The sequence below is a fragment of the Phycisphaeraceae bacterium genome (assembly GCA_019636675.1).
GTDB lineage: Bacteria > Planctomycetota > Phycisphaerae > Phycisphaerales > UBA1924 > JAHBXC01.
Genome location: JAHBXC010000001.1, coordinates 202,044 through 223,748, shown reverse-complemented (window position 1 = coordinate 223,748; position 21,705 = coordinate 202,044). Strand labels below are relative to the sequence as shown.

The 21,705-nt window shown below is 68.0% G+C and carries 19 protein-coding genes and 1 riboswitch; of the genes, 16 read left to right on the top strand and 3 right to left on the bottom strand.

Annotation, left to right across the window (positions count from 1 at the left end; all coding sequences use genetic code 11):
• Positions 1-3: 3 nt before the first annotated feature.
• Positions 4-801: a hypothetical protein gene (locus KF684_00985; GenBank protein ID MBX3351480.1), complete on the bottom strand. Its 798-nt coding sequence runs from the start codon at positions 799-801 to the stop codon at positions 4-6.
• A 225-nt stretch (positions 802-1,026) separates the two neighbouring features.
• Here KF684_00985 and KF684_00980 point away from each other — a divergent pair, with 225 nt between their 5' ends.
• The gene (locus KF684_00980; GenBank protein MBX3351479.1) at positions 1,027-1,719 is read left to right on the top strand and encodes a hypothetical protein; all 693 of its coding nucleotides are present in this window, start codon (positions 1,027-1,029) and stop codon (positions 1,717-1,719) included.
• A gap of 18 nt (positions 1,720-1,737) precedes the next feature.
• On the opposite strand, the gene KF684_00975 is transcribed toward KF684_00980, so the two are convergent.
• Positions 1,738-2,658 (bottom strand): DUF1559 domain-containing protein, encoded by a 921-nt coding sequence (locus KF684_00975; protein MBX3351478.1) that lies wholly within the window; start codon positions 2,656-2,658, stop codon positions 1,738-1,740.
• Positions 2,659-2,925: 267 nt separating this feature from the next.
• Between KF684_00975 and KF684_00970 the strand changes: the two genes are divergently transcribed.
• Positions 2,926-4,509, top strand: a complete 1,584-nt coding sequence (locus KF684_00970; protein ID MBX3351477.1) for a hypothetical protein — start codon at positions 2,926-2,928, stop codon at positions 4,507-4,509.
• A 12-nt stretch (positions 4,510-4,521) separates the two neighbouring features.
• On the opposite strand, the gene KF684_00965 is transcribed toward KF684_00970, so the two are convergent.
• Positions 4,522-5,424, bottom strand: coding sequence for a queuosine precursor transporter (locus KF684_00965; GenBank protein ID MBX3351476.1), 903 nt, complete (start codon positions 5,422-5,424; stop codon positions 4,522-4,524).
• Positions 5,425-5,518: 94 nt separating this feature from the next.
• Positions 5,519-5,623, top strand: a riboswitch (TPP riboswitch).
• A gap of 179 nt (positions 5,624-5,802) precedes the next feature.
• Between KF684_00965 and thiC the strand changes: the two genes are divergently transcribed.
• From thiC to KF684_00895, 14 genes are all read left to right on the top strand, one after another.
• Positions 5,803-7,578, top strand: a complete 1,776-nt coding sequence (thiC, locus tag KF684_00960; GenBank protein ID MBX3351475.1) for a phosphomethylpyrimidine synthase ThiC — start codon at positions 5,803-5,805, stop codon at positions 7,576-7,578.
• 3 nt (positions 7,579-7,581) lie between these two features.
• The gene (locus KF684_00955) at positions 7,582-8,955 is read left to right on the top strand and encodes an AAA family ATPase (GenBank protein MBX3351474.1); all 1,374 of its coding nucleotides are present in this window, start codon (positions 7,582-7,584) and stop codon (positions 8,953-8,955) included.
• A gap of 87 nt (positions 8,956-9,042) precedes the next feature.
• Entirely contained in the window at positions 9,043-9,402 is a 360-nt protein-coding gene (locus KF684_00950) for a PIN domain-containing protein (protein ID MBX3351473.1), read from the top strand.
• Positions 9,399-9,833, top strand: a complete 435-nt coding sequence (locus KF684_00945) for a DinB family protein (protein MBX3351472.1) — start codon at positions 9,399-9,401, stop codon at positions 9,831-9,833. Before KF684_00950 ends, KF684_00945 begins: the two co-directional genes overlap by 4 nt.
• Before the next feature lie 545 nt (positions 9,834-10,378).
• Positions 10,379-12,517 (top strand): HEAT repeat domain-containing protein, encoded by a 2,139-nt coding sequence (locus KF684_00940; GenBank protein ID MBX3351471.1) that lies wholly within the window; start codon positions 10,379-10,381, stop codon positions 12,515-12,517.
• Positions 12,518-12,823: 306 nt separating this feature from the next.
• Entirely contained in the window at positions 12,824-13,273 is a 450-nt protein-coding gene (locus KF684_00935; GenBank protein ID MBX3351470.1) for a type II secretion system protein, read from the top strand.
• Positions 13,274-13,345: 72 nt separating this feature from the next.
• Positions 13,346-13,648, top strand: coding sequence for a hypothetical protein (locus tag KF684_00930; GenBank protein MBX3351469.1), 303 nt, complete (start codon positions 13,346-13,348; stop codon positions 13,646-13,648).
• Between the two features lie 47 nt (positions 13,649-13,695).
• Positions 13,696-14,874 carry a pilus assembly protein PilM gene (gene pilM / locus KF684_00925; GenBank protein ID MBX3351468.1) on the top strand — a complete coding sequence of 393 codons (1,179 nt, stop codon included), beginning with the start codon at positions 13,696-13,698 and terminating at the stop codon, positions 14,872-14,874.
• Entirely contained in the window at positions 14,871-15,515 is a 645-nt protein-coding gene (locus tag KF684_00920) for a PilN domain-containing protein (protein MBX3351467.1), read from the top strand. The genes pilM and KF684_00920 overlap by 4 nt, the downstream gene beginning before the upstream one ends.
• Positions 15,512-16,096: a hypothetical protein gene (locus KF684_00915; protein ID MBX3351466.1), complete on the top strand. Its 585-nt coding sequence runs from the start codon at positions 15,512-15,514 to the stop codon at positions 16,094-16,096. Before KF684_00920 ends, KF684_00915 begins: the two co-directional genes overlap by 4 nt.
• Complete coding sequence (locus KF684_00910; GenBank protein ID MBX3351465.1) at positions 16,093-16,716, top strand: hypothetical protein; 624 nt, start codon at positions 16,093-16,095, stop codon at positions 16,714-16,716. The genes KF684_00915 and KF684_00910 overlap by 4 nt, the downstream gene beginning before the upstream one ends.
• A gap of 50 nt (positions 16,717-16,766) precedes the next feature.
• Positions 16,767-18,875, top strand: coding sequence for a hypothetical protein (locus KF684_00905; protein ID MBX3351464.1), 2,109 nt, complete (start codon positions 16,767-16,769; stop codon positions 18,873-18,875).
• Positions 18,876-18,915: 40 nt separating this feature from the next.
• On the top strand, positions 18,916-20,169 hold the full coding sequence (locus KF684_00900) for a tetratricopeptide repeat protein (protein MBX3351463.1): 1,254 nt from the start codon (positions 18,916-18,918) through the stop codon (positions 20,167-20,169).
• A 25-nt stretch (positions 20,170-20,194) separates the two neighbouring features.
• Positions 20,195-21,679, top strand: a complete 1,485-nt coding sequence (locus KF684_00895; protein MBX3351462.1) for a PAS domain-containing protein — start codon at positions 20,195-20,197, stop codon at positions 21,677-21,679.
• Positions 21,680-21,705: the final 26 nt, after the last annotated feature.

The window sequence follows — 21,705 nt, the reverse complement described above, 5'->3', positions numbered from 1 at the left end:
GGGTCAGGGGATGTCGAGACGGAATCGCGTCCGGGCCATCGGATCGTCGAGCAGCAGCAGACGCACATTCCCGTCGACGGTCGAAACCGTGATCGGGTTCTGACCCTTGTTCACGATGCCGGTGAGCTGGGTCATCGTGGTCGAGATCTTCTCGAGGACCACTCCGCCCTGGTTGGCCTCGAGGATCGTGCGCCCGCCCGTCGCGTTCAGCGTCACCCGCCCGGTGCTCTGGGGCGGGGCCTGGACATACACATTGCCCGAGCCGGTGCGGATCGTGAAGGGCTGCGTGATCGGCGACGGCGTCTTGACCTCAATGGGGCCCGTGGCGTTCTCGATCTCGACGGCGCCGACAACGCCCGAGACGCGGATCTCGCCCCCTCCCGAGCGGATTCGAATGCCCTCGGCCGCCGGCATGCGGATCGTCAGGTCGACGAAATAGTCCTGCTCCTCGCGGCGGGAGGTGGTGGTGACGACGAGGACCGGCAGCCCGCCGCGATCCTGGATCTCGGAGGTGACCTCGACGCTCTCGTTTATGATGTCGAGGTCGAAGTGCTTGCCGTTCTTGTCGACGCGGACCTTGGATTCGACGCTGATCTCCTTCAGGCGCCGATCGATGCGCACATCGATGTTGCCTCGCAGGTTGCTGATGTCGATCGCCGGGCCGGAGACCGACGCCTCGCTCAGGGCAGGGGCCTCGAAGCTGGCGCTGGCGTGGCGCGCCGTCGTGCAGCCGACGAGCGAGAGGGGGAGCGACGCGGCGAGAGTAAGGGCGAGCACGAAGCGGCGGGAAGAAACCAGCACGGGAAGCTCCTCGGGCACGAGAGTCGGAGAGGATCATCGGGGTCGATGATCGCGGGTGGGACTGGGCGAGTGCAAGATATCGCCTGAAGGGGGCGAGGGCCATGGGCCGACGCATCCCACCGGACATATCGGTCGTATCGGGCTTACGCAGGGGAGGATTTACCCGCTCGCGAGGCAAGCGCGACGGGGGCCGTTCCTCTGCACGAAGGACCAGGGATGGCATCAATGACCACGCTGACGACAACACTCCGAAACACACTCGCCGCCCGCGTTGGCGCCCTCGCGCTCGCAACGGCCACGCTGGGCATGGCTGGCTGCGACTGGTCGCTCTCCTTCGAGCAGAACATGCTCGATCTGGCAGAGGATCTGCTCTGCCCCGGCTGCAAGGTCGACAAAGAGGGCAGCGCTGGCGCCGGTGGGGGTGCTGCGGCCGGGGGCGGCGAGAGCAACCCCTCGCAGGGCGACGACGCCGAGGGCGCGCCCATGAGCGAGGGCAGGGCGATCATCGCGATCGGGGGCCGGACCTGGGCGATCGACGGGCTCATCGCGCTTCCCTCCACCGGCGACCCCAACGGCTCCACGGTCGTTCTGGTCGCGGCGCTCAACCTCTCTGGTGCGCGCGGCGACGCCGTCATCGGGCTTCCTCGAGGCGAGTGGCCCCTCAAGGACGACGGCACGCCGTGGACCTTCAGCGCAGGCGACGCGCCCGAGAAGCGCGAGGGCGTTGTCGGGCTCGAGCTGGGCGGCAAGCGATACACGCTCGAGTTCGTGTCCTCGACGGCGCGCGTCGACATGACAGCGCGAGGGCCTCGGATCCGCGGCTCGGTCGAGGCACACGCCAAACCCGAAACCTCGACGCCGAACACGCCGTCGAACCCGCAACTTCTCAAGGTGTCTTTCGACCTGCCTGCTGACTGACCCGTGCGCCGACGCGTCTCAGCGGTCCGGGCCGGTCGTCGCGAGGTCGGGGTTTCGCAGCGCCGAGAAGAAGGCGATGGGGGTGCCCTCGGGCTTGTGGCGCTCGGGTATCAGCCAGCGGTTGAACTCGGGCCCGGCGCCCCCGACATGGGACTTCACGAACTTCACCGAGCCGTCCCACATGCCCATGTTGGTGCGGTCTTCGCCGTGCCACCACCCCATGGCGATCTGGTGGAAGCGCTGCTGGGCAGGGGTCATCGAGATGGCGAACGCCGCGCCGCCGTCGGCGATCGCCATGGTGTCCGAGGGATACGCGAGGACCTGATCGGGGACGTTGTAGTGGTTCCAGCGGCGCGAGCCGGCCGGGCCGGCGCCGTCGACGGCGCCGACATTCGCCCACACCCAGTCGTTCGCGTAGTACGAGTTGCCGCGCAGGAAGTACATCGAGTTGTCGGTGCCGTCGTCGTCGAGGTAGACGGTGTTGAGCCCGTCGGCCTGGCGCAGGTCCATGTTCAGCCCGGCGTGCGTGGCGCCGTTGTCGCGGGGGCAGCGGAACGCTTCCATGCGCACGCGCGAGCGATCATCGAGACCCAGGTACTGGTTGAGCGGGCGGGTCGTGAGCTGCACGGTCTGCCCGAAGTGGGCGGTGACCTTGGGCTCCGGACCACCCCAGCGCGTCGCGAGGGGCGGGTCGTTCCGGGGCTGCGTGCTGGTCTCGAAGTTCGGGAACCGTCGCCGGTCGGCGATGTAGTTGTGCCAGCCCTGCACCAGATTGCGCTGATTGACCTGGCAGACCGTGTCGCGCGCCTTGGCGCGCGCGATGCCCAGCACCGGGATGATGATCCCGATCAGGATCGCGATAATGGCGATCACCACGAGCAGCTCGATCAGCGTGAAGGCGATCGGTCGCGAGGGGTTGTCGGCTGAGGCGGTCCGCATGGGAAGTTCCTCGGTCTTTCCAAGGTACCCCGATAATCGTCGAATGCAAGACTTCGGACGCAGCGGCCGGGGCGGAACCCTTCATCGACCCGGACCATCGGACCGATGGAATCTCCCGGTGCGCCGGCCGGTCACGACACGGGAACACGGTTCCCCGGCTCGCGTCCGAGCGTGAGAGGCGGCCAGGTCCCGCCCTCCCAGCCCTCGCCTGTCGTTGAATGCCCCTCCCACAGGGGTCTCTAGGAGTTCCCCGCAGCCATGTCGCGTATGAGCAGCCCACGCGTGTCGTCCCAGGTCGCCGGTCTCCTGTCCGGAGCGGCCCTCGCGGGCATCCTCGTCGCTTCCCCTGCGGCCCTCGCCAAGAGCGAGCCGGTCGTCCGGGTCACCATCCCGCCGCTGACCACCGGCGCCCCCTTCACCGGGACCCTGACCTTCTATCTGATGCGCGAGGACGCGGCCCTGCCGGCGTCCTTCCACCCCACCGACGGCCCGTTCCACGACGAGCCCCAGCCCATGTTCAGCATGCAGGTCCAGAACGCCCGGGCCGGAGACGTCATCGAATTCCGCCCCACGCTCGGCTTCCCGGGCGCCTATTCCGAGCTCCCCAACGGCAAGTACCGCGGCCAGGTCGTCCTCGACCGCGAACAGACCCACACCTCGTGGCTGCACGAGATGAGCAACCTCTACTCGCCCCTGCGCGTGTTCGAGATCTCCGCCGAGGACCGCGAGCCCTACATCCAGTTCCCGCTGCTCAACAACAGCTTCAAGCCCCTGCCCAACCTCCCGGGCGTCGAGGTCATCCGCGTCGACAGCCCGACCATGAGCGCCTTCCGTCGCGAGGATGTCCGCTTCGACATCGGCGTCGCCTTCCCCAAGGACTACGACCCCGAGAAGTCGTACCCCGCGGTCTATGTCCTCCCCGGCTTCGCCCTCACCAGCGAGTTCGGCGGCGACCATCGCGAGGCGTACCTCTTCGGCGCAGAGCGCATCCGTCGCCCCGACGAGCACCACGCGATCTGGACCGACGCCTTCGTCATCACCGTCAGCCCCCAGGCGAAGTGGGGCCACTCGCTGTGGTCCGATTCGCCGGCCAACGGGCCCATGGCGCAGGCCCTCGTGAACGACCTCATCCCCATCCTCGAGGAGCGGTACTCCCTCATCGCCGACCCCGAGGCGCGCCTCCTGTGGGGCCACGGCTCGGGCGGCTGGAGCGCCGTCTGGCTGCAGGTCAACTTCCCCGATGTCTTCGGCGGCGCCTGGGCCGCCAGCCCCGACCCACTCGACTTCCGCGCCTTCCAATCCGTGGACATCTACTCCGACGCGAACTTCTTCACGGACCCCAGCGGCCAGGCGCGGCCCTTCTTCCGCAAGGGCGGTCAGGTCCGCTGCACCACCTCGCAGGCGGCGCGCATGGAAGAGGTCATGGGCCCCGGCCTGACCTCTGCCAAGCAGCTCGCGTCCTGGCAGGCAGCCTTCGGCCCGGTCGACTCCCAGGGCAGGCCGGCGCGGCTCTTCGACCCCCAGACCGGCGCGATCGATCACTCCGTCGCAGAGCAGTGGCGCGCACGCGACATCGGCGACATGCTCCGCGGCGCGCCCGACCGGCTCGGCCCCATCCTGCGCGATCGCGTGCGCATCATCGCGGGCGACGCCGACAACTTCTTCATGAACAAGAGCGTCGAGCTCCTGCGCGCCGATGTCGCGAAGCTCGGCTATGACAAGGGCGCAGGCTACATCCAGATCGAGTCCGGGCTCGACCATGGATCCACCGAGTCCCGCACCCGCGAGCGCATGCTCACCGAGATGCACCAGCACCTCAAGGACACCCGCTCCACCCCCGTCGCGCGATGATCTCGCCGGCGCTCAGCCAGCGAGCGGTTCAGTCGCGCGGTGCTCTGCCCCGGGGTCCACGCGCAGGTACCGGCTCAGCCAGCGAGTCCCGACATAGAACGGGACCGTGTCGATCAACGCGACCACGAACTTGAACGCGTACCCCGTGCCGATGAACAGCAGCAACTGCGGCCACAGGTCGCGCGCGCCGTCGATCGGCAGTGCACGCGCGTAGAAGTGCGTGATCAGAATCACCGCCGTCGTGTCGACCAACTGGCTGACGACCGTCGACCCGTTGTTGCGCAGCCACAGCGCCTTGCCCTTGGTGAGGCGCTTCCAGAAGTGGAACATGTAGACATCGGTGAGTTGTGCCGCGAGGTACGCGATCATCGAGGCCATCACGGCGCCGAACGCGAGCGTCTTGATCTGGAAGAGCGTCCAGCCCGTCTCGCCGAACGAGCGCGTCGCCTCGTCGAACACCGGCAGGGGGGGAACGCCCGTGACCGGGTCGTTCGGGACCACGCCGGGCAGCGTCGTCCCCAGCCACAGGATGAACACCACCCACAGGTTCACGAGGAACCCCACCGCGACCACCCAGTTCGCGCGCGCCCGCCCGTACAACTCGCTGATGAAGTCCGTGCACAGGAAGGTCAGCGGGTAGGGCAGCACCCCGACCGCGACGGCGAAGATCAGCGGGTTCTCGCCCACGATCCGCCCCAGCCCCAGCGCCCATCCGGAATCCGTCTGCCCCAGCGACCCCAGCAAAATGAACCGGCTGATCCCCAGGATGTTCAGCATCGCCAGCGTCGCGATGAACAGCCCCGCCAGCACGACGAACACCCGCTCGCGCCGGATGTGCAGCGTCTGCTCGTCCAGACGGGGGAGGCCCTTGAAGGTCGCCTGGCTGTTGGGGTGGATCTGCCGGTGGCTTGGCATGGGGAGAGTTTCGGCGTGGGAGGGCGGTTTCGGTGAGACGCGAGTGGGGGATTCGCGACCCGCTGCGTATGCGCCCCGCTACAGTGGTAGTACATCACATCGCTCGGGGCGCGGCGGCCGCTTGTGTGCCGTCGCTGAGAGGCACCCGTCGAACCTGATCCGGCTCGCACCGGCGGAGGGAAAGCGACCATGACCGCGACGAACACCAACGGACATCACACGCCCGCGAACGACCTCACGCCTACCCAGCGATGGAAGGTCCCGCACCGCGGCGCCCACAACCCGGGCACGAACCCGGATGTCACCACCCCCGGCTCCTTCGCTAACCGCGCCGATGTCGGCGGGCCGCTCGCCTTCTCCTCGCCCGACACCCCGGGCATGCCCGCGCCGTCGAAGAAGACCGCGTGGGACTTCCTGCCCGAGGGCTGGTCGGTCGTGCGCCTGCCCAAAGACGCCCCCGTCGGCAAGCCCTGCGCGCCCTGCCTGGGCGACGCGCGCGACGCCGTCGAGTTCGCCCTCGCCAGCGGCGAGCGCCTGCGCGTCATCTACCCCAAGGGCTTCACCCCGATCACCCAACTCGAGAGCGCGCGACTCGGCGTCGTCACCCCCGAGATGAAGCGCGTCGCCCAGCGCGAGCCCCACCTGACCCCCGAGCAGGTGCGCGACGAGGTCGGCGCCGGGCGCATGGTCATCCCCGCCAACCGCAACCACCTCGCGCACCGGCTCGACCCCATGGCCATCGGGCGCGCCAGCAAGACCAAGATCAACGCCAACATGGGCGCCTCGCCCATCTCCAGCGGCACCGACGAGGAACTCGAGAAACTCGACTGGGCGTTGCGCTGGGGCGCCGACACCATCATGGACCTGTCGACCGGCGGCGACCTCGACGCCTGCCGCGAGGCGTTCTGCAGGCACTCCACCGCGCCCATCGGCACCGTGCCCATCTACTCGATGATCATCGGGCGCAAACTCGAAGACCTCAGCGAAGAGGTCGTGCGAGAGACCCTCGAGAAGCAGGCGCAGCAGGGCGTCGACTACTTCACCATCCATGCCGGAGTGCTGCGCGGCCACCTGAAGTTCGTCAAGAAGCGCCGCATCGGCATCGTCTCGCGCGGCGGGTCGCTCCTCGCCAAGTGGATGCTCACCCACGGCCGCGAGAACCTCATGTACACCATGTGGGAAGAGATCTGCGACATCATGCGCGAGCACGATGTCACCTTCTCCATCGGCGACGGGCTCCGCCCCGGCGGCCTCGCCGACGCGACCGACGACGCGCAACTCGCGGAACTCGAGACCATCGGCGAACTGACCGAGCGCGCCTGGCGGCGCGGCGTGCAGGTCATGGTCGAGGGGCCGGGCCATGTGCCCGTGGACCAGATCGAGTTCAACATGAAACTCCAGCGCACCCTCTGCCACGGCGCGCCGTTCTATGTGCTCGGGCCCCTCGTCACCGACATCTTCCCGGGGTACGACCACATCACCAGTTGCATCGGCGCGACGATGGCCGCCTACCACGGCGCCAGCATGCTGTGCTATGTCACGCCCAAGGAGCACCTGGGGCTCCCGAAGCGAGACGATGTGAAGCAGGGGTGCGTGGCGTACAAGATCGCCGCCCACGCCGCCGACATCGCGCTGGGCATCCCCGGCACGCGCGACCGCGACGACGAACTGACCGACGCTCGCGCCGCGCTGAACTGGCAGAAGCACTTCGACCTGTCCTTCGACCCCGACCTCGCGCGTGCTTACCACGACGAGGACCTCGATGTCGACACCGACTTCTGCGCGATGTGCGGCCACGACTGGTGCTCGGTCCGCATCAGCAAAGAGATCCAGGAGTTTGCCTCCGGCAAGGCCGAGGGCTTCGAACGCATGGGCGGCAAGGACGGCACGGTCGCCGGCGCCCCCCGCAAGTCCGACGCCCTGACCCCCGAGCAGCAGGAGATCCTCAAGCAGCGCGGCTACCTGAAGCCCGAGGAGATCCACCGGCTCGCCAGCAAGACCAAGAAGGCGGTAGTGGGGGAGGCGGAGGCGAAGGCCGCGTGCCACTCGGACTATGTGGACGCGGAGGAGGCGAAGCGCGTGCAGGGGGAGAAGTTGGTACAGTTGAATGTGGCCCCGGCGTTTGGGATCGGGAAGGAAGACAGGATTCTTTAGCCAATGCTCCGCACTCTGGAACCCAGTGACACATCATGCAGGTTCAGCCTTGGACTCGACAGCGTTCGAAGCTTCTTCGACCCCGTGTGGATCGCTGTCAGGCCGCTAACTATCCTCGTCGGCGAAAATAGCGCGGGAAAAACGACGCTTCTTGCCATGCTTCGCCTTGCCCTTGAGCAATTGTCCGGCGATGTCCCTCCCAACTTTAACCGAGAGCCATTCTTTTTAGGCTCGTTTGATGATATTGCCAGCAACCGTGGTGGCCGAGGTGGAAAATCTAAGTCGTTTGAGCTGGGGATACACGCACCCCTTGCCAGATCCAGGTCGAATTCTACTCGGCCTGACGACAAGCGATGCGGCTCTATAACCACACAGTTCGTGGACCGCCAAGGCATCCCAACTCCAGTTGCAACAGTATTTTCTTCTGGCAAATATCAGATTGCGCTCAAGGGCGCCACAGACGCCACTGCTGGTTCAATTGAATTTACCATTGACAGCGACTCGGTCTCGATGCCGTCGTCGTTTCCGGTTAGAGCTCAGAGATATTATGTCGGCGGAATGCTTGTAGAAATGTCCCATCTGTCGTCCATTCCGACAGATAGCAAGCAGGAACTGTTAGTTAGAAAGTGGCTTGCGACCCGCAAAAAAACCGACATTGACATGTTTCATCGGTTAATTTATGCGGGAAACGCAGTCGCCAAGAGCTGCAAGCCAGTGGCTTTCGCTCCAGTCAGAAGCAGGCCCAACCGTACTTATGATCCCATAGTAGATTCGCCAGAGCCCGAAGGAGGCCATGTGCCCCTTCTGTTGGCCAGACTTCGTGCCGAATCGCTGCGCAACCCTAGTGCCAAATCACTGTTTGCTGGCTTGAGGGAGTTTGGCCGACTTTCTGGAATGTTTGATAATGTAGAGATTCAGCAGCTTGGCCGAGTTGCAAGCGGACCGTTCCGAGTCCGCGTCGAAGTTGCCAAGGCGGCGTGGAATCTCATTGATGTTGGATATGGAGTTAGCCAAATCCTCCCCATCGTAGTGGATCTGCTGCGAGCTGAAGATCGGCTGCATCTAATCCAGCAGCCAGAAGTTCATCTGCATCCACGGGCGCAAGCTGCTCTTGGCTCATTCTTTGGCGCGGTCGCGCGCAGGAATTCTGTGTGCGTAGTTGAGACCCACAGCGACTATCTGATCGATCGCGTGAGAATGTGCGTGCGAGAAGGCTTGGTTGATTCTAACAATGTCATTGTGCATTTTCTGGGTAAGAAAGGGCGGGCGACTTCAGTCTCGTCGATGCCACTCTCGCCCGATGGGAGCCTCAGGAGTGTTCCCAAGTCCTATCGCGAATTCTTTATTAGCGAACAGATGCGACTCTTTGGTGGGTAAATCTAGATGTGCTTACTAGTAGATGCAAACCGTGCTCAGGGTGCCGTATGGGCTTCTTCTGCCGAGGCGATCGCCGTCAGAAAATGGTTGCTCAGCGATAAGGGCCAAGCGGTCACGGGCGGTGATCACGCAGCCGAGATCGTTAAAATTCAAGCGGCATCGCAATTTTTTTCAGAGTTGGATCGGATGGGCAAGCTGAAGGTAGTGCCAAGAGATAGCGTTGAGACCGAGGCGTCTCGTATCTCATCGCGATGTAAATCTAATGATACACATATTATTGCAATCGCTAGGATTTCTGGTGCCCGAACAATTTGGACGGACGACAAGGCGTTGATGCGAGATTGGCGCGATGGTTCTTTGCTGAAATCTCCGCGTGGTCGTGTGTTTTCAAAAGTTGATCACGTGCATTTGCTTGGACATACCCCCGGCTGTGGCGGTGGAAAATGAAGGTTCGTGTCCTTAAACAATGGTCTTCCGCGTGGTCCTCCCCCGGCTGGGGTCCCGCGTGGAAGGACGCCTTCGAGGGGCTCTCCGCCGCGCAGGCGGCGTGGAGGCCGGAGGGGGCGTCGGAGCGGGTTCACTCGGTCTGGCAGATCCTGCACCACATCGTCTTCTGGCGCGAGGTCGTCGTCGCCGGTCTCGACGGCGCCCGCCCGACCGACGACGAGATCGCGCGCCGGAACTGGGAAGAGCCCGCCGAGGTCTCCGAGCCCGCGTGGGCGGCGGCGAGGGCGCGCTACGCCGCGAGCCACCGACTGATCGCCGACGCGATGGCGCGCAGCGAGGAGGCGGCGGAGAAACTCGCCGAGATGCTGCCGCACGACGCGTACCACATCGGGCAGGTGTTCACGATGAGAGCGTTGGGGGAGGGGCAATAGGCAGTCGGCAATGGGCGATGGGGGGGAGGAGGGGTGGGTGAACCTCTTTCGTGGCACGGCTTCGCCGTACCACGCCACCCGGTGACGGGATGTATCAAGCGGAGACCCTCCCCCCGCCCCCTCCCGCGAGCGGGAGGGGGTGCAGACTCGCTCTTTCCCTCTCCCTTCTTCCTGCTCCCCACTCCCTATTCCCCGCTCCCTTCTCCCCCTCGCGCCTTCCCCATGCCTTGTGCCTCTTGCCTTCCCCGGCTATCTTCCCCGCCCGCGGGCGGAACCCCTGTGGCTGGCCCGCGAAAGGATTGCCCGACCCTCTGTGCGGGTCTGGCGCGATGATCGCGCCGGGTCCGGACAGGGGCCGACTGTGCCACTACCATGGCGGTCCCGGACGGGCTGTCCGGTGGCCGCCTCCTGTTCTGTACGCCGCGGAACTGATCTCCCCGCGGCCCTGACTCCGAACCCCCGGACCCCCGCTGGAGCCGATCGTGCCGAACTCGCGACGCCTCGCCTTTGCCCGAACCCTCGCTCTGGTCGCCGGAGCGGCCGTCTTGGCCGCCCCCCTGAGCGCGTCGACCCCGGCCCAGGCGCAGTCCGCGACGCGGGCCCGCGCGTCGGACATGACCCCCGACCAGCTGCTCGCCGATTTCATCCACTATGTGAAGATCGACCAGCGCGAGCTGGCGGAGTCCTTCGGCAAGGCGCTGCTCGAGCTGGGCCTGACCCCGGGCCAGTTCCTGGCGCTGGTCGAGGACACCCCCCAGGCGCAGGTCCGCTTCGACGAGGCGGTCCGCGACGCGCTCCGCGACGCGCGCCTGCAGCCCATCGCCGGCGAGCTCTCGCGTCTGCTCGAGAACGGGCGTCTCGAGCAGGCCCGCGACCCCAACGCGATCACCCGCAACATCGAACTGCTCTCCGGCCCGCTGCGCGCACGCACGCTCGCGCGTCAGCGCCTGATCGAGGCCGGGCAGTACTCCGTGCCCCAGCTGCTCGCGGCGATGCTGAACCCCAACGACCCGGTGACCTCGCTCGAAGCACGCCGCCTGCTGCGCGACCTCGAGGCCGACGCCGTCGCGCCGCTGACCGCCGCCCTCCCGCGCCTCGGGCCGGCCGGGCAGGAGCAGGTCGCGATCGTGCTGGGTGAGATCGGGCACGCCGAGTCGGCGCCCTTCCTGGCCGAGTTGGCTCGTTCGCAGGCGTCGGTGCCGGGCGTGCGCGCCGCGGCCACGCAGGCGCTGGCGCGAGTCTCGCCGGGGGCAGACGCGCGCACCACCGCGGAGCTCTATCTCCAGCTGGCGGAGCGGTACTACGCCGAGCCGCGCGAACTCACCCGCTTCGCCGGCGAAGAGCACCAGCTCGTCTGGGTGTACGACCCGGCGGTCGGCCTGTTCCCCACCCCGGTGCGCACCGAGGTGTTCCACGAGGCGATGGCGATGCGCTTCGCGGAGCGGGCGCTGCGCGAGGATTCGAACATCGCCGGAGCGGTGCCCCTGTGGATCGCGTCGAACTTCTCGCGCGAGATCGACAGCCCGTCTGACTACGACAACCCGACCTACGGCGTCGAGCGCCGCGACGCGATGTACTACGCCGTCGCAGCCGGCTCCGACGCGACGCAGGCGGTCCTCGCCCGCGCCCTGGCAGATCGCGACACGGCGCTGGCGCTGCTGGCGATCGAAGCGCTCTCGCGCACCGCCGGGGGTGCGGCCCTGTGGTCGGGCACGCCGGCCGACAAGCCCCTTCTCGACGCGCTGAGCTACGCGGATCGTCGCGTGCAGTTCGCCGCCGCGATGGTGCTCGGCAACGCCCGCCCGGGCGAGTCGTTCCCCGGCTCCGAGCGCATCGTCCCGATCCTCGCGTCGGCCGTCCGCGACGCCGGCGACCGCTTCGCGATCGTGCTCGGTCGTTCGATCGAGTCCGAGCAGCGCCTCACCGACATGCTCCAGGCGCGCGGGTACACCGTCGTCGGGCGCGGCTCGACGCTCAACGAGGTGCGAGCGGCGGTCGCCGACGCGCCGGGCGTCGACCTGCTCGTCGTCGACCAGGGGCGCGGCGCGACGGAAGAGATCCTGCGCGGCGCACGCGCCGACGCCAAGCTGCGCGTGACCCCCATCCTCGCGGTTCTGCCCTACGACGACATGTCGGCGCTCAGCACCACCACGCTTGGCTCCTCGCCGCTGGTGCGCCTGATGCGTCAGGGCGTGAGCGAGTCGCAGATCACCGAGGGCATCGACACGCTCCTCGCCGGCGCCGGCTGGGGCCAGGAGAGCGCCCAGGACATGAACACCCGCGCCGTTGGCGCGCTGGGCGTCCTGCGCGACATCGCGGGCGGTCGCTCGGCGCTGAATGTTGGCGACGCGACGGCGCCGCTGCTCTCGGCGCTCGACACCACCTCCGGAGGCGTTCGCCTGTTCGTCGCCGATGTGCTCTCGCGCATCGCCGAGCGGCGCGCCCAGGTCGGTCTGATGGAGGCCGCCTTTGCCGCCGAGGGCGGCGAGCGTCTCGCGCTCATGACCCTCGTGAGCGACTCGGCGAAGCGCTTCGGCCCCATGCTCGATGACCGGCACGTGCGCCGCCTGCTCGAGCTGGCGTCCGAGGGGCCCGACGACGAGGCGATCGCCGCGGCGTCGCTGCTCGGGGCGCTGAACCTGCCCGGCCGGAGCATCGTCCCGCTGCTGCTCGGCGCCGACTGAAGGCCCGACCCACCCCGATTCACCCGAAAGGGCGGCGCGTTTCCGGACGCGTCGCCCTTCTTTCGTTGGCGTTCACTGAAGGGACCTCGCTGGTCGTCAGGGTTCGGGTGGGCGGGATGTTCGGGCTGCGCCGACTCGGCAGGGCGCGAGAGGCCGCGTTGGCGTGCCAACGGTGATGGACTCCCCGGGATTTCCCGATGTGTCGCGTGTTCGGCAGGACCCGCGCGGGGCGACCCTCGGGAAAGGCCGAATCGTGTAGTTGGTCACGAGACAGGTCGTCCGAGTACTAGCCAGGAGCAGACGCTGATGCACCGCATCCGCCGCAACGCGTTCACGCTTGTCGAGATCCTGATCGTCGTGGTGATCCTCGGGATCCTCGCGGCCATCGTGATCCCCCAGTTCACCAAGGCCAGCGAGTCGGCCGTTCGCAGCACGCTCAAGAGCCAGCTGCAGACGATCGTCAGCCAGGTCGAGCTCTATCGCGTCCGCAACCGCGGCGTGTACCCGACGCTCGGCGACGGCCAGGCCAACGACGGCTGGGGCGTCCTGATCAGCGAGTCCTACATCAAGGAACCCCCGCTGAACAGCTACGTCGGCATGTACAACCTGATCACCGGCACCGACGCGTTCATGACCGTCGCCCGTGATTCGGCCACCGCCGGCTGGGCCACCGACGGCGACGGCAACTTCTGGGCGTCCGGTTACGACCCGACCCCGGTCGCCGGCTTCCCCGATGGCAAGCTCCAGCACGAGTGATTCAGGTTCCACGTGACAGCGATCGTCCGCTCGCGTTCGCGCGGGCTCCGACGATGCCATGCGGAGCGAAACATGAACACTCGTGACAGCCAGCGCCTTGCAGGGCCAACGCTCCGAGCGGGAATGCTCGGAGGCCTGCTCGGCGCAGCGAGTTGCCTGGGCGCGGTCTCCCTCGTCAAGGTCTCCGGACCGAGCGAGGCACACGCGTCTCAGACGCTCGCCGACGAACGACCGCGCGGGCTCATCAGCGCGGCCGACCAGCGGATCGAGATCATCCAGCGACTGGATCGCATGAACGCGACCCTGGACGCGATGCGCCTGATGATGGAGCAACAGGCGCAGCAGACACAGCGCGCACCGGCGCCCCGGCCCTGAACCACGGGCGGGCACGCCGGCACGCGACAGACGAGGAAGGGAACGCATTGCTGCGCGGCGGCTTCCAGTTCGGCACGATGCCCATCGGCCTCGACCTCGGCGCGAGCGGCGCGAAAGCGATCCAGCTCCAGCGAGTCGGCGGGCGCTTCAAGGTGCGTGCCGCCACGCGCGTCGAGGCGGACTGCGACGACCCGAACGACGAGGGGTACTACGCCTCGCTCGGGGTCGTGCTCAAACGCAAGCTCCAGAGCGGCGAGTTCCACGGGCGCGCCTGCGTCATCGGGCTCGACGACCGCCTCCTGCGCGTGCGCTCCGTGCGTCTTCCCTCCATGCCAGACGCCGAGACGGATCAGTCCCTCAGGGTCGACGCGGCGCACCGCCTGGGCTTCGAGGCCAGCGAGCGCGTCGAGGTCGGCTGGCTGCGCGCCGGCGCCGTCCAGCAGGGCGACGAGTCGCGCGAGGAGATCATCCTCGCAGGCGTTCGCAGCCAGGCCGTCGAGCGGATCGTCGACGCCGTCATCGACGCCGGGCTCGAGCCCATAGGCGTCGAGCCGGGATTCGCCGCGACCGCGCGGTGCTTCGGGCGTCGTCGCCGACGCGCGGTCGACCAGCAGGTCGCCCAGATCGTCGTCGACATCGGCAGGCGCAGCACGAGCGTCCTGGCCATGCGCGGCGAGACGCTGTGCTTCTATAAGCAGATCGAGTGGGGCGGAGAACGGCTCGACCGCGCCGCCGCTGAGCGGCTCGACATGGACGCCGCCACCGTGGCCGAGATCCGGCGCCAGCGCCTCAAGCGCGTCTGGAGCGGGCGCGACGCCGAGGCGCCGGTGGACGACCGCGTCGACCGCGCGATCTTCGACGCCATCCGCCCGCTGCTCAACGAGCTCGCGCACGAGATCAACCTGTGCGTCCGGTACTTCCTCGTCACGTTCCGCGGGTCCAAGCCCGACGGGATCGTGCTCGTGGGCGGAGACGCGCCCGAGCCACGACTGTCCGAGATCGTCGGCGATGTCTGCGGCCTGTCGACCACGCTCGGGCGCCCCCTCGAGGGCATCGAACTCGCGCCTACGACCTTCACGATGAACCGGCGCGGGCCCCTGTGCGAGTGGGCGACCGCCAGCGGGCTGAGTCTGCGCGCCGAGCACCGCGCCGACGCCGCACGCGACGCCTACGAGCGCGTCAAGGGCCTCCTCGCCAGGCGCCCAGGCGCCGGGAGGGCCGCGTGACGCGCACGATCGACCTCATGCCCTACTCGGCCCGGGCCCGCTCCATGCGCCGCGTCAACCGCAGGCGCTGGATCGCGGCCTACTGCGTGGCGTCGCTCGGCGTCGCGCTCCTCGTCGGCGCGACCCGCCTCCGGACAGTCTCGCTCGAGCGGGAACTCGCGTCCGTCCAGCGGGCCGTTCAGCGTGAAGCCGAGCAGAACCGAGCAGTGCTCGAAATCGGCAGCGAACTCCTGCTGATCGGCGACCGCATCGAGCAGCAGGCGCGACTGGCCCCGGGGCCGACGGTCCGCGACACGCTCCGGACCATCACCGCCGCGGCGCCGCAGTCGATGTCGCTCGTCTCGTTCACCTACGACCAGCGGCGCGCCGCCAGCGCCAGCGATGTACGCTCGATGCGTCGCACCGGGAGCGAGACCGCGCGTGCCTCGGCGCGCGTCGATATCGCCGGCGTCGCGCTCAGCGACACCGACATCGCGCGGTTCATCACCGACCTGGAGCGCACGGGCATGTTCGAGTCGACCTCGCTCGAGTACGCGCGCCCCATCCGGGTTCGCCAGACCGAGGCGCGCGAGTTCCGGATCGGCGTGACGGTTCGCAGCGCCGCGTTGCCGGACACAGCAAAGGCGGAGGCGACGCGATGAAGATCCCCGCCACGCACGTGAAACTCGGGGCAGGCCTCGCGGCGCTCGTCGGCGCGGGAGTCTGGCTCGGCGCCTCGCCTTCAAACGCCAAGGCCACCGCGCTGCAGGAGAAGATCGAGCGCAGCCGCTCCGAACTGCACCACTCGCAGGCGACGGCCCGAGACATCCGCACCATGGCGAGCACGCTGCACCAGGCGCGAGACTTCGCGCTGGCGTCGACCAAACCCCTGGCCGCCAGCGACGAGACATCGCTGCTCGTGCACGAACTCAGCTCCTTCCTCCAGACGCTGGAGATCGGGAAGCACGAGCTCCGCCAGGAACGCGCGCGCATCGAGGAGGGCGTGCGCGTGACGCCCCTGACGCTGTCGATGGAATCGGGGTACCCCGCGGTGCTCGCGGTGCTCGACCGCATCTATTCGCTCGATCGCCTGCTGCGCGTCACCCGCCTGACCATCGACCCGCCCCGAGGCAGCGGCCCTGGCGCGCCGACGCTCGTCGTCGAGATCGTGATCGAGGCGATGTCGACGGAGAGCCCCGCCCCGTCGCCCATGGCGACCGTGACCGAGGGAGCGTCGCGATGAGCGCATTCACCCGGATCCGTGAAGAGATCGTCGCCGACAAGCGCAAGGCCGCGATCCTCTGCGTGCTCGGCGTGGTCGCGGTTGGGTTTGGCGTCAAGACATTCGCACCGTTGGGCAAGTCACCGGCGGCGCGACGGGCCGTGGTCGCCTCGCCCGCGTCGCTGAGCGGATCGGAGCCGCTCGCGTCGGACTCGGTGATCGCGACCGACGCCGAGCGCAAGGTCCGAGAGGCGATGGCCGCGTGGAAGGCGTCCATGCGGGTCGACGCGCCGACGAGAGACCTCTTCGCCCTCGACAACGCACACTTTCCCGATCCGTCGCAACCGGACCGGCGTTCGCTCGCGAGCGCAAAGTCGGCCGACGGTTACGACGACGATGGCGACCGAGGACGCGCGATCGCGAAGGACCTCGCCGCACTCCGTCTGAAAAGCACCATGTCCGGCAAGAGAACTGTCGCCATATTCGATCTCTCCGCGTTCGGGGGGCCCGGCGTCGTGATGACGCGCGTGGGCGATTCGGTCGCTGGCTTCCGCGTGACGGCGATCACTCCGAGGTCCGTGACGCTGGAACGCGACGGGGTACTTCGCGAGTTGCGGGTCGCCAGCCCGCTTGACGACTGACGACAACCGAACAGATGACGGCCCGGAGACGGGCCGAGAACGAGCACCGCATGGGACACAGAGCAGCACATCACGGTCGTCGGGTCCGCGCTGTCGTCGCGGCGCTCACGCTCACGCCGGGCGCGATCGCGCAGCAGGCCGGCAGCACAGGCGGCGTGCCGGCGTTCCAGCCGGGCGACGCGTCGCAGCGCACCCGCGTCCGCGTCAGCGAGCACATGACCGTCGACATGCACCTGCGCGACGAGAAGCTCAGCACCGTCCTGCAGATGCTCGCCATGCAGTCCGAACGCAACATCGTCGCCAGCAAAGGCGTCGAGGCGAGCGTCACCGCCGACCTCTACGGCGTCACCTTCTACGAAGCGCTCGACGCCATCCTCCACGTCAACGGCTACGGCTACGTCGAGCGCGGCGAGTTCATCTACGTCTACACCCTCGACGAGATCAACAAGATCAAGCAGGCAGACCGGCGCCCCTTCGCCAAGGTCATGCAGCTCAATTACCTCAACGCCACAGACGCGGCGCTCTTCGTCACCCCGCTCCTGACCCCGGGCGTCGGCCAGATCAAGGCCAACGGCGACGCGGGCACCTTCGCGCTCGGCGACACCCCGACCGGCGGCGAGAAGTTCGCCCTCGCGTCGACCCTCGTCGTCTACGACTACGCCGAGAACCTCCGCGAGATCGAGCAGCTGATCGTCCAGCTCGACACCCGCCCGGCGCAGGTCCTCGTCGAAGCGACCATCCTCCAGACTCAGCTCAACGAGGACAACGCCTTCGGCGTCGACTTCTCCCTCGTCGGCGATCTCGACCTCGGCGACTTCCTCAACCTCGGCGGCCCGCTGAACCCGGCCAACGCCCTGCGCAACCCGCCGCAGGTCCCGGGGAACAACGTGCTCTCGCGCGGCCAGGCCGCCGTCTCGACCCCCGGCAACACCGGCGGGCCCGGGACGCTCAAGATCGGCATCGTCGGCTCGGGCATCAGCGTGTTCATCCGGATGCTCGACGAGGTCGGCGACACCACGATCCTCTCCAACCCGAAGATCCTCGCGCTCAACCGCCAGCCGGCGCGCGTGCTCGTCGGCGCCAGGATCGGCTACCTCAGCACCACCACCAACGATACCTCGACCACGCAGACCGTCGAATTCCTCGACACAGGCACGCAGCTGGTCTTCCGCCCGTTCATCTCGAACGACGGCATGATCCGCATGGAGCTCAAGCCCTCGGTGTCCGAGGCCGTCCTGCGCGACGTCATCGATTCGCAGGGGGCGACCACGACCATCCCCGACGAGCTCACGCAGGAGATCACCACCAACGTGATCGTCCGCGACGGCTCGACCATCGTGCTCGGAGGGCTGTTCAAAGAGACGATGCAGCTGACCAGGCGTCAGGTCCCGGTCCTGGGCGACATCCCCATCATCGGCATCCCGTTCCGAGGGCGCGAAGACAGCGTGAACCGGACCGAGGTGATGTTCCTCATCACACCGACGATCGTGAACGACTCGATGCTCGCGTCCGCCGGCGAGAAGGGCAAGCAGATCGCGCAGGACGCGATGAGCGCGGCCCGCGAGGGGCTCCTCCCGTTCAGCCGCGAACGCCAGACCGCGAAGCTCAACGTCGAGGCCGCCGAGCTCGCCCGCGGCGGCGACCGCGAGAAGGCGATGTGGAAGCTCCGCCGCTCGCTCGAGCTGAACCCCAACCAGCCCGACGCGGTGCGTCTGCGCGAGCAGATCCTCGAAGACGACGAGATCCGGATCCCGACGCGCAGCGTGCTGGAAGAGATCCTGCGCGACGGCTTCGACACGAAGCTCGAGCCCGCAGCGACGCCCCGCCCGTCCGCAGCCAGGCCGGGCGCGGGCGAGACGCCGGCACGCAGCGCGCCGATCCCGCAGACAGTCTTCCTCTCGATGGGCGATCTGGCGAACGCCATGACGCTCAGCGCCATCAACGCGCGGTCCCTCGCTTCCATCCGGACGACCGCCGTCTTCACCGACGCGCCGATCCTGATGGCATCCGCCAACCCCGCGCCTCCGCAGCCGACGCGCGCCGGCGCCACGATCGAGGACGCCTGGCGGCGCATCCGCTCCGGCGCGAGCTCGTCCTCGTGGCCATTCAACGGCCCGATCGCGACGCCCACCGAGGACCTGCGCGGCCCGACGCCCTGAACCAACGTAAACGACCGAACATCCACAGACAGGCACACCCATGCGGATCAGCAGAACCAACATCCAGCTCCACGCCCCGGCGCGGGCAATCCTTCTCGCCGGCGCCATCTGCGCCGTCGCCGGCGGGCTCGCGGGCTGCAAAGGCCACGGCAACTACACCAGCGCCGCTGTGAAGCACTCCCAGCAGCGCCTCGGCGCGATCAAGGCCGGCGCTGAATTCGAGACCGCGCGCCAGCAGTTCTTCAGCGGCGACCTCGACAAGGCCCTGAAGACTATCGACAGCGCGATCCGCAACGCGCCGTCGGTCACCAAGAGCTACAACCTCCGCGGGCGCATCCTGCTCGAGCGGGGCGATTACGAGGACGCCATCGCGTCCTTCGACGCCGCGATCGAGATGGACGACACGCAGATCGAGTCGTACTTCAACCGCGCCATCGCCTTCGAGCGGGTGAACCGCTGGGACCTCGCGATCCGCGACTACAAGCACTGCCGCACGCTCGATCCGACCGAGCCGAGGTACCTCGTCGCCGCCGCCGAGATGCTGGTCGAGATGGGTCGCATCGACGAAGCACGCACCATGCTGCTCGAGGGGCTCGAGCGTCACCAGCACAGCGCGGGCGTCCGGCGCACGCTCGGATCGGTCGCGCTGCTGGACGGGATGCCCGACTACGCCGCCCGCCTGCTGCGCGAGGCGCGACTGCTCGAGCCGAGGAACACCGGCGTCCTCGAGGACCTGGCCCGCGCCGAGATGGCCGCGAACAGGTACGCCGACGCCGAGGTCGTGCTCACGCAGCTGCTCGCGGAGCCGAACATGGCGTCCCGGCGCGACCTGATGCACATGCGCATCCGCTGCCTGATCGAGGTCAACCGCCTCGTCGACGCGCGGACCGCGCTGTTGACGCTTACGCGCGACGACGCGGGCTCGGCCGACCGTGTCGCGTGGCTCACGCTCGGGCGCGTCGCGCTCCGCCTCAACGACCTTCCCCGGCTCCGCCAGTCCGCGAGCCGGCTCATCGCGATCGACGCGTCGCAGCCGGATGGACGGCTCCTCATGGCGGCGTGGCAGCGCAGGCGCGGCGACCTTGACGGCGCGCTCCGATCGCTCGACGCCGCGATCGAACTCTCGCCCCGCCAGGGCGAAGCATGGGCGATGCGCAGCGTGGTGCTCAAGGAGCTTGGTCGCGACGCGGAGGCCGCCGACAGTCTCCGCACGGCCCATGCGATGCGCGCGGGCGACAACAGGAGCGTGTCCGGCGGCGCGTTCGTGGGCGTGATGGACGACGAGCAGCGCTGATCGCGCCGGGGATGAGGACAAGCGCATGAAACTGATGAAGACACGAGCAGGATGGATCGGTGGAGCCGCGATCGGCGGGGCGAGCGCACTCGCCGGCGGGCTGTCGGCGTCGCTGATCGGCGGCGTGCGGGTCCCGCCCGGGGCCGCCGGCGTCGCGCTGGCAGCCGGCGCCGCGCTGGGGGCAGGGCTGTGGGTCCTGTCGGCTCGGAACAGGATGCGCGAGGTTCGACGGCTCGCCGAGATGTTCGCCGACGCGGGCGAGGAGCGGGTCGACCCCGGCGCCGGCCCTGCATGGCTCGCGCCGCTGGCGCAGGGCGTGAGCGAGGCGCGGTCGCGCTTCCTCGAGCGCCTGCAGAGCGCCGAGAACCGTCTGCGCGAGATCGAGATCCGCCGGCGCATCACCGAGTCCGAGCGCCGCCAGGTCGAGTCCACGCTGCACAGCCTGCGCGACGCGGTGCTGGTGACCGACACCTTCGACGAGCTGAAGATGGCCAACGAGGCCGCCGCCACGCTGCTGGGGTTCGACCTCCAGCAGGCGGTCCACAAGCCGATCGACGAGGTCCTGACCGACAAGTCGCTGATCCGCGTCATCAGCGAGGCCCGCGCCGCCGCCGAGAACAACGAGCGCAGGCACGTGGAGTACACGATGACCGCTCGCGGCCCCGACGGGCGCTCCGAGCTCCGCGCCTTCGACATCACGCTCGCGCCGATGACAAACCCCTCCGGCGAGGGCGGCGCGTCGGGCGTCGTGACCATCCTCCGCGACGTGACGCGCGAGAAGGAAATCGCGCAGATGAAGTCGGACTTCGTCAGCCAGGTCAGCCACGAGCTCCGCACGCCCCTCAGCAGCATCAACGCGTACGTCGAGATGCTGCTCGACGGCGAGGCCGCCGACGAGAAGAACCGGCAGGAGTTCTACGAGATCATCAAGAACGAAGCCGACCGGCTGACGCGCCTGATCGACAACATGCTGAACATCAGCCGCATCGAGGCGGGGATCGTGCAGGTCGAGGACACCGAGGTCGACTTCGTCGAGGTCGCGCGCGAGGTGGTGGAGATCATGCAGCCCCAGGCCAAGCTGAAGAACATCACCCTCCTGATGAAGGCGGGCCCGATGGTCTACACGGCGCAGGCCAGCCGCGACATGATGCACCAGGTCGTCCTGAACCTCGTGAGCAACGCGGTGAAGTACACCCCCGAGGGCGGCCGCGTCACGGTCAGCGTCGAGAACGACGACACGACCCGCTCGGTGATGATCGGCGTGCAGGACACCGGGCTGGGCATCCCGCCCGAAGCGGTCGACAAGGTCTTCGAGAAGTTCTACCGGATCGACAGCTACAAACGCGTCGCGAAGGGCACCGGGCTCGGCCTCAACCTGGTCAAGAACATCGTCGAAACCCTCCATTCCGGCCAGGTCGGGCTCTCCAGCCAGGTCGGGCTCGGCAGCAGGTTCTGGTTCACGATCCCCTACGAGCGCAAGGGGCGTGCGGCGACCCGGGCGGCGGCGTGAACGGACGCGGAATCACCAAGGAGAAG

Bases quoted from the DNA above. Each gene is read 5' to 3' on its own strand.
- KF684_00910 (MBX3351465.1), top strand. From the start codon at position 16,093: ATGAGCGCATTCACCCGGATCCGTGAAGAGATCGTCGCCGACAAGCGC.
- KF684_00935 (MBX3351470.1), top strand. From the start codon at position 12,824: ATGCACCGCATCCGCCGCAACGCGTTCACGCTTGTCGAGATCCTGATC.
- KF684_00945 (MBX3351472.1), top strand. From the start codon at position 9,399: ATGAAGGTTCGTGTCCTTAAACAATGGTCTTCCGCGTGGTCCTCCCCC.
- KF684_00905 (MBX3351464.1), top strand. From the start codon at position 16,767: ATGGGACACAGAGCAGCACATCACGGTCGTCGGGTCCGCGCTGTCGTC.
- KF684_00915 (MBX3351466.1), top strand. From the start codon at position 15,512: ATGAAGATCCCCGCCACGCACGTGAAACTCGGGGCAGGCCTCGCGGCG.
- KF684_00900 (MBX3351463.1), top strand. From the start codon at position 18,916: ATGCGGATCAGCAGAACCAACATCCAGCTCCACGCCCCGGCGCGGGCA.
- KF684_00970 (MBX3351477.1), top strand. From the start codon at position 2,926: ATGAGCAGCCCACGCGTGTCGTCCCAGGTCGCCGGTCTCCTGTCCGGA.
- KF684_00895 (MBX3351462.1), top strand. From the start codon at position 20,195: ATGAAACTGATGAAGACACGAGCAGGATGGATCGGTGGAGCCGCGATC.
- KF684_00930 (MBX3351469.1), top strand. From the start codon at position 13,346: ATGAACACTCGTGACAGCCAGCGCCTTGCAGGGCCAACGCTCCGAGCG.
- KF684_00980 (MBX3351479.1), top strand. From the start codon at position 1,027: ATGACCACGCTGACGACAACACTCCGAAACACACTCGCCGCCCGCGTT.
- KF684_00965 (MBX3351476.1), bottom strand. From the start codon at position 5,424: ATGCCAAGCCACCGGCAGATCCACCCCAACAGCCAGGCGACCTTCAAG.
- KF684_00975 (MBX3351478.1), bottom strand. From the start codon at position 2,658: ATGCGGACCGCCTCAGCCGACAACCCCTCGCGACCGATCGCCTTCACG.
- thiC (MBX3351475.1), top strand. From the start codon at position 5,803: ATGCCCGCGCCGTCGAAGAAGACCGCGTGGGACTTCCTGCCCGAGGGC.
- KF684_00955 (MBX3351474.1), top strand. From the start codon at position 7,582: ATGCTCCGCACTCTGGAACCCAGTGACACATCATGCAGGTTCAGCCTT.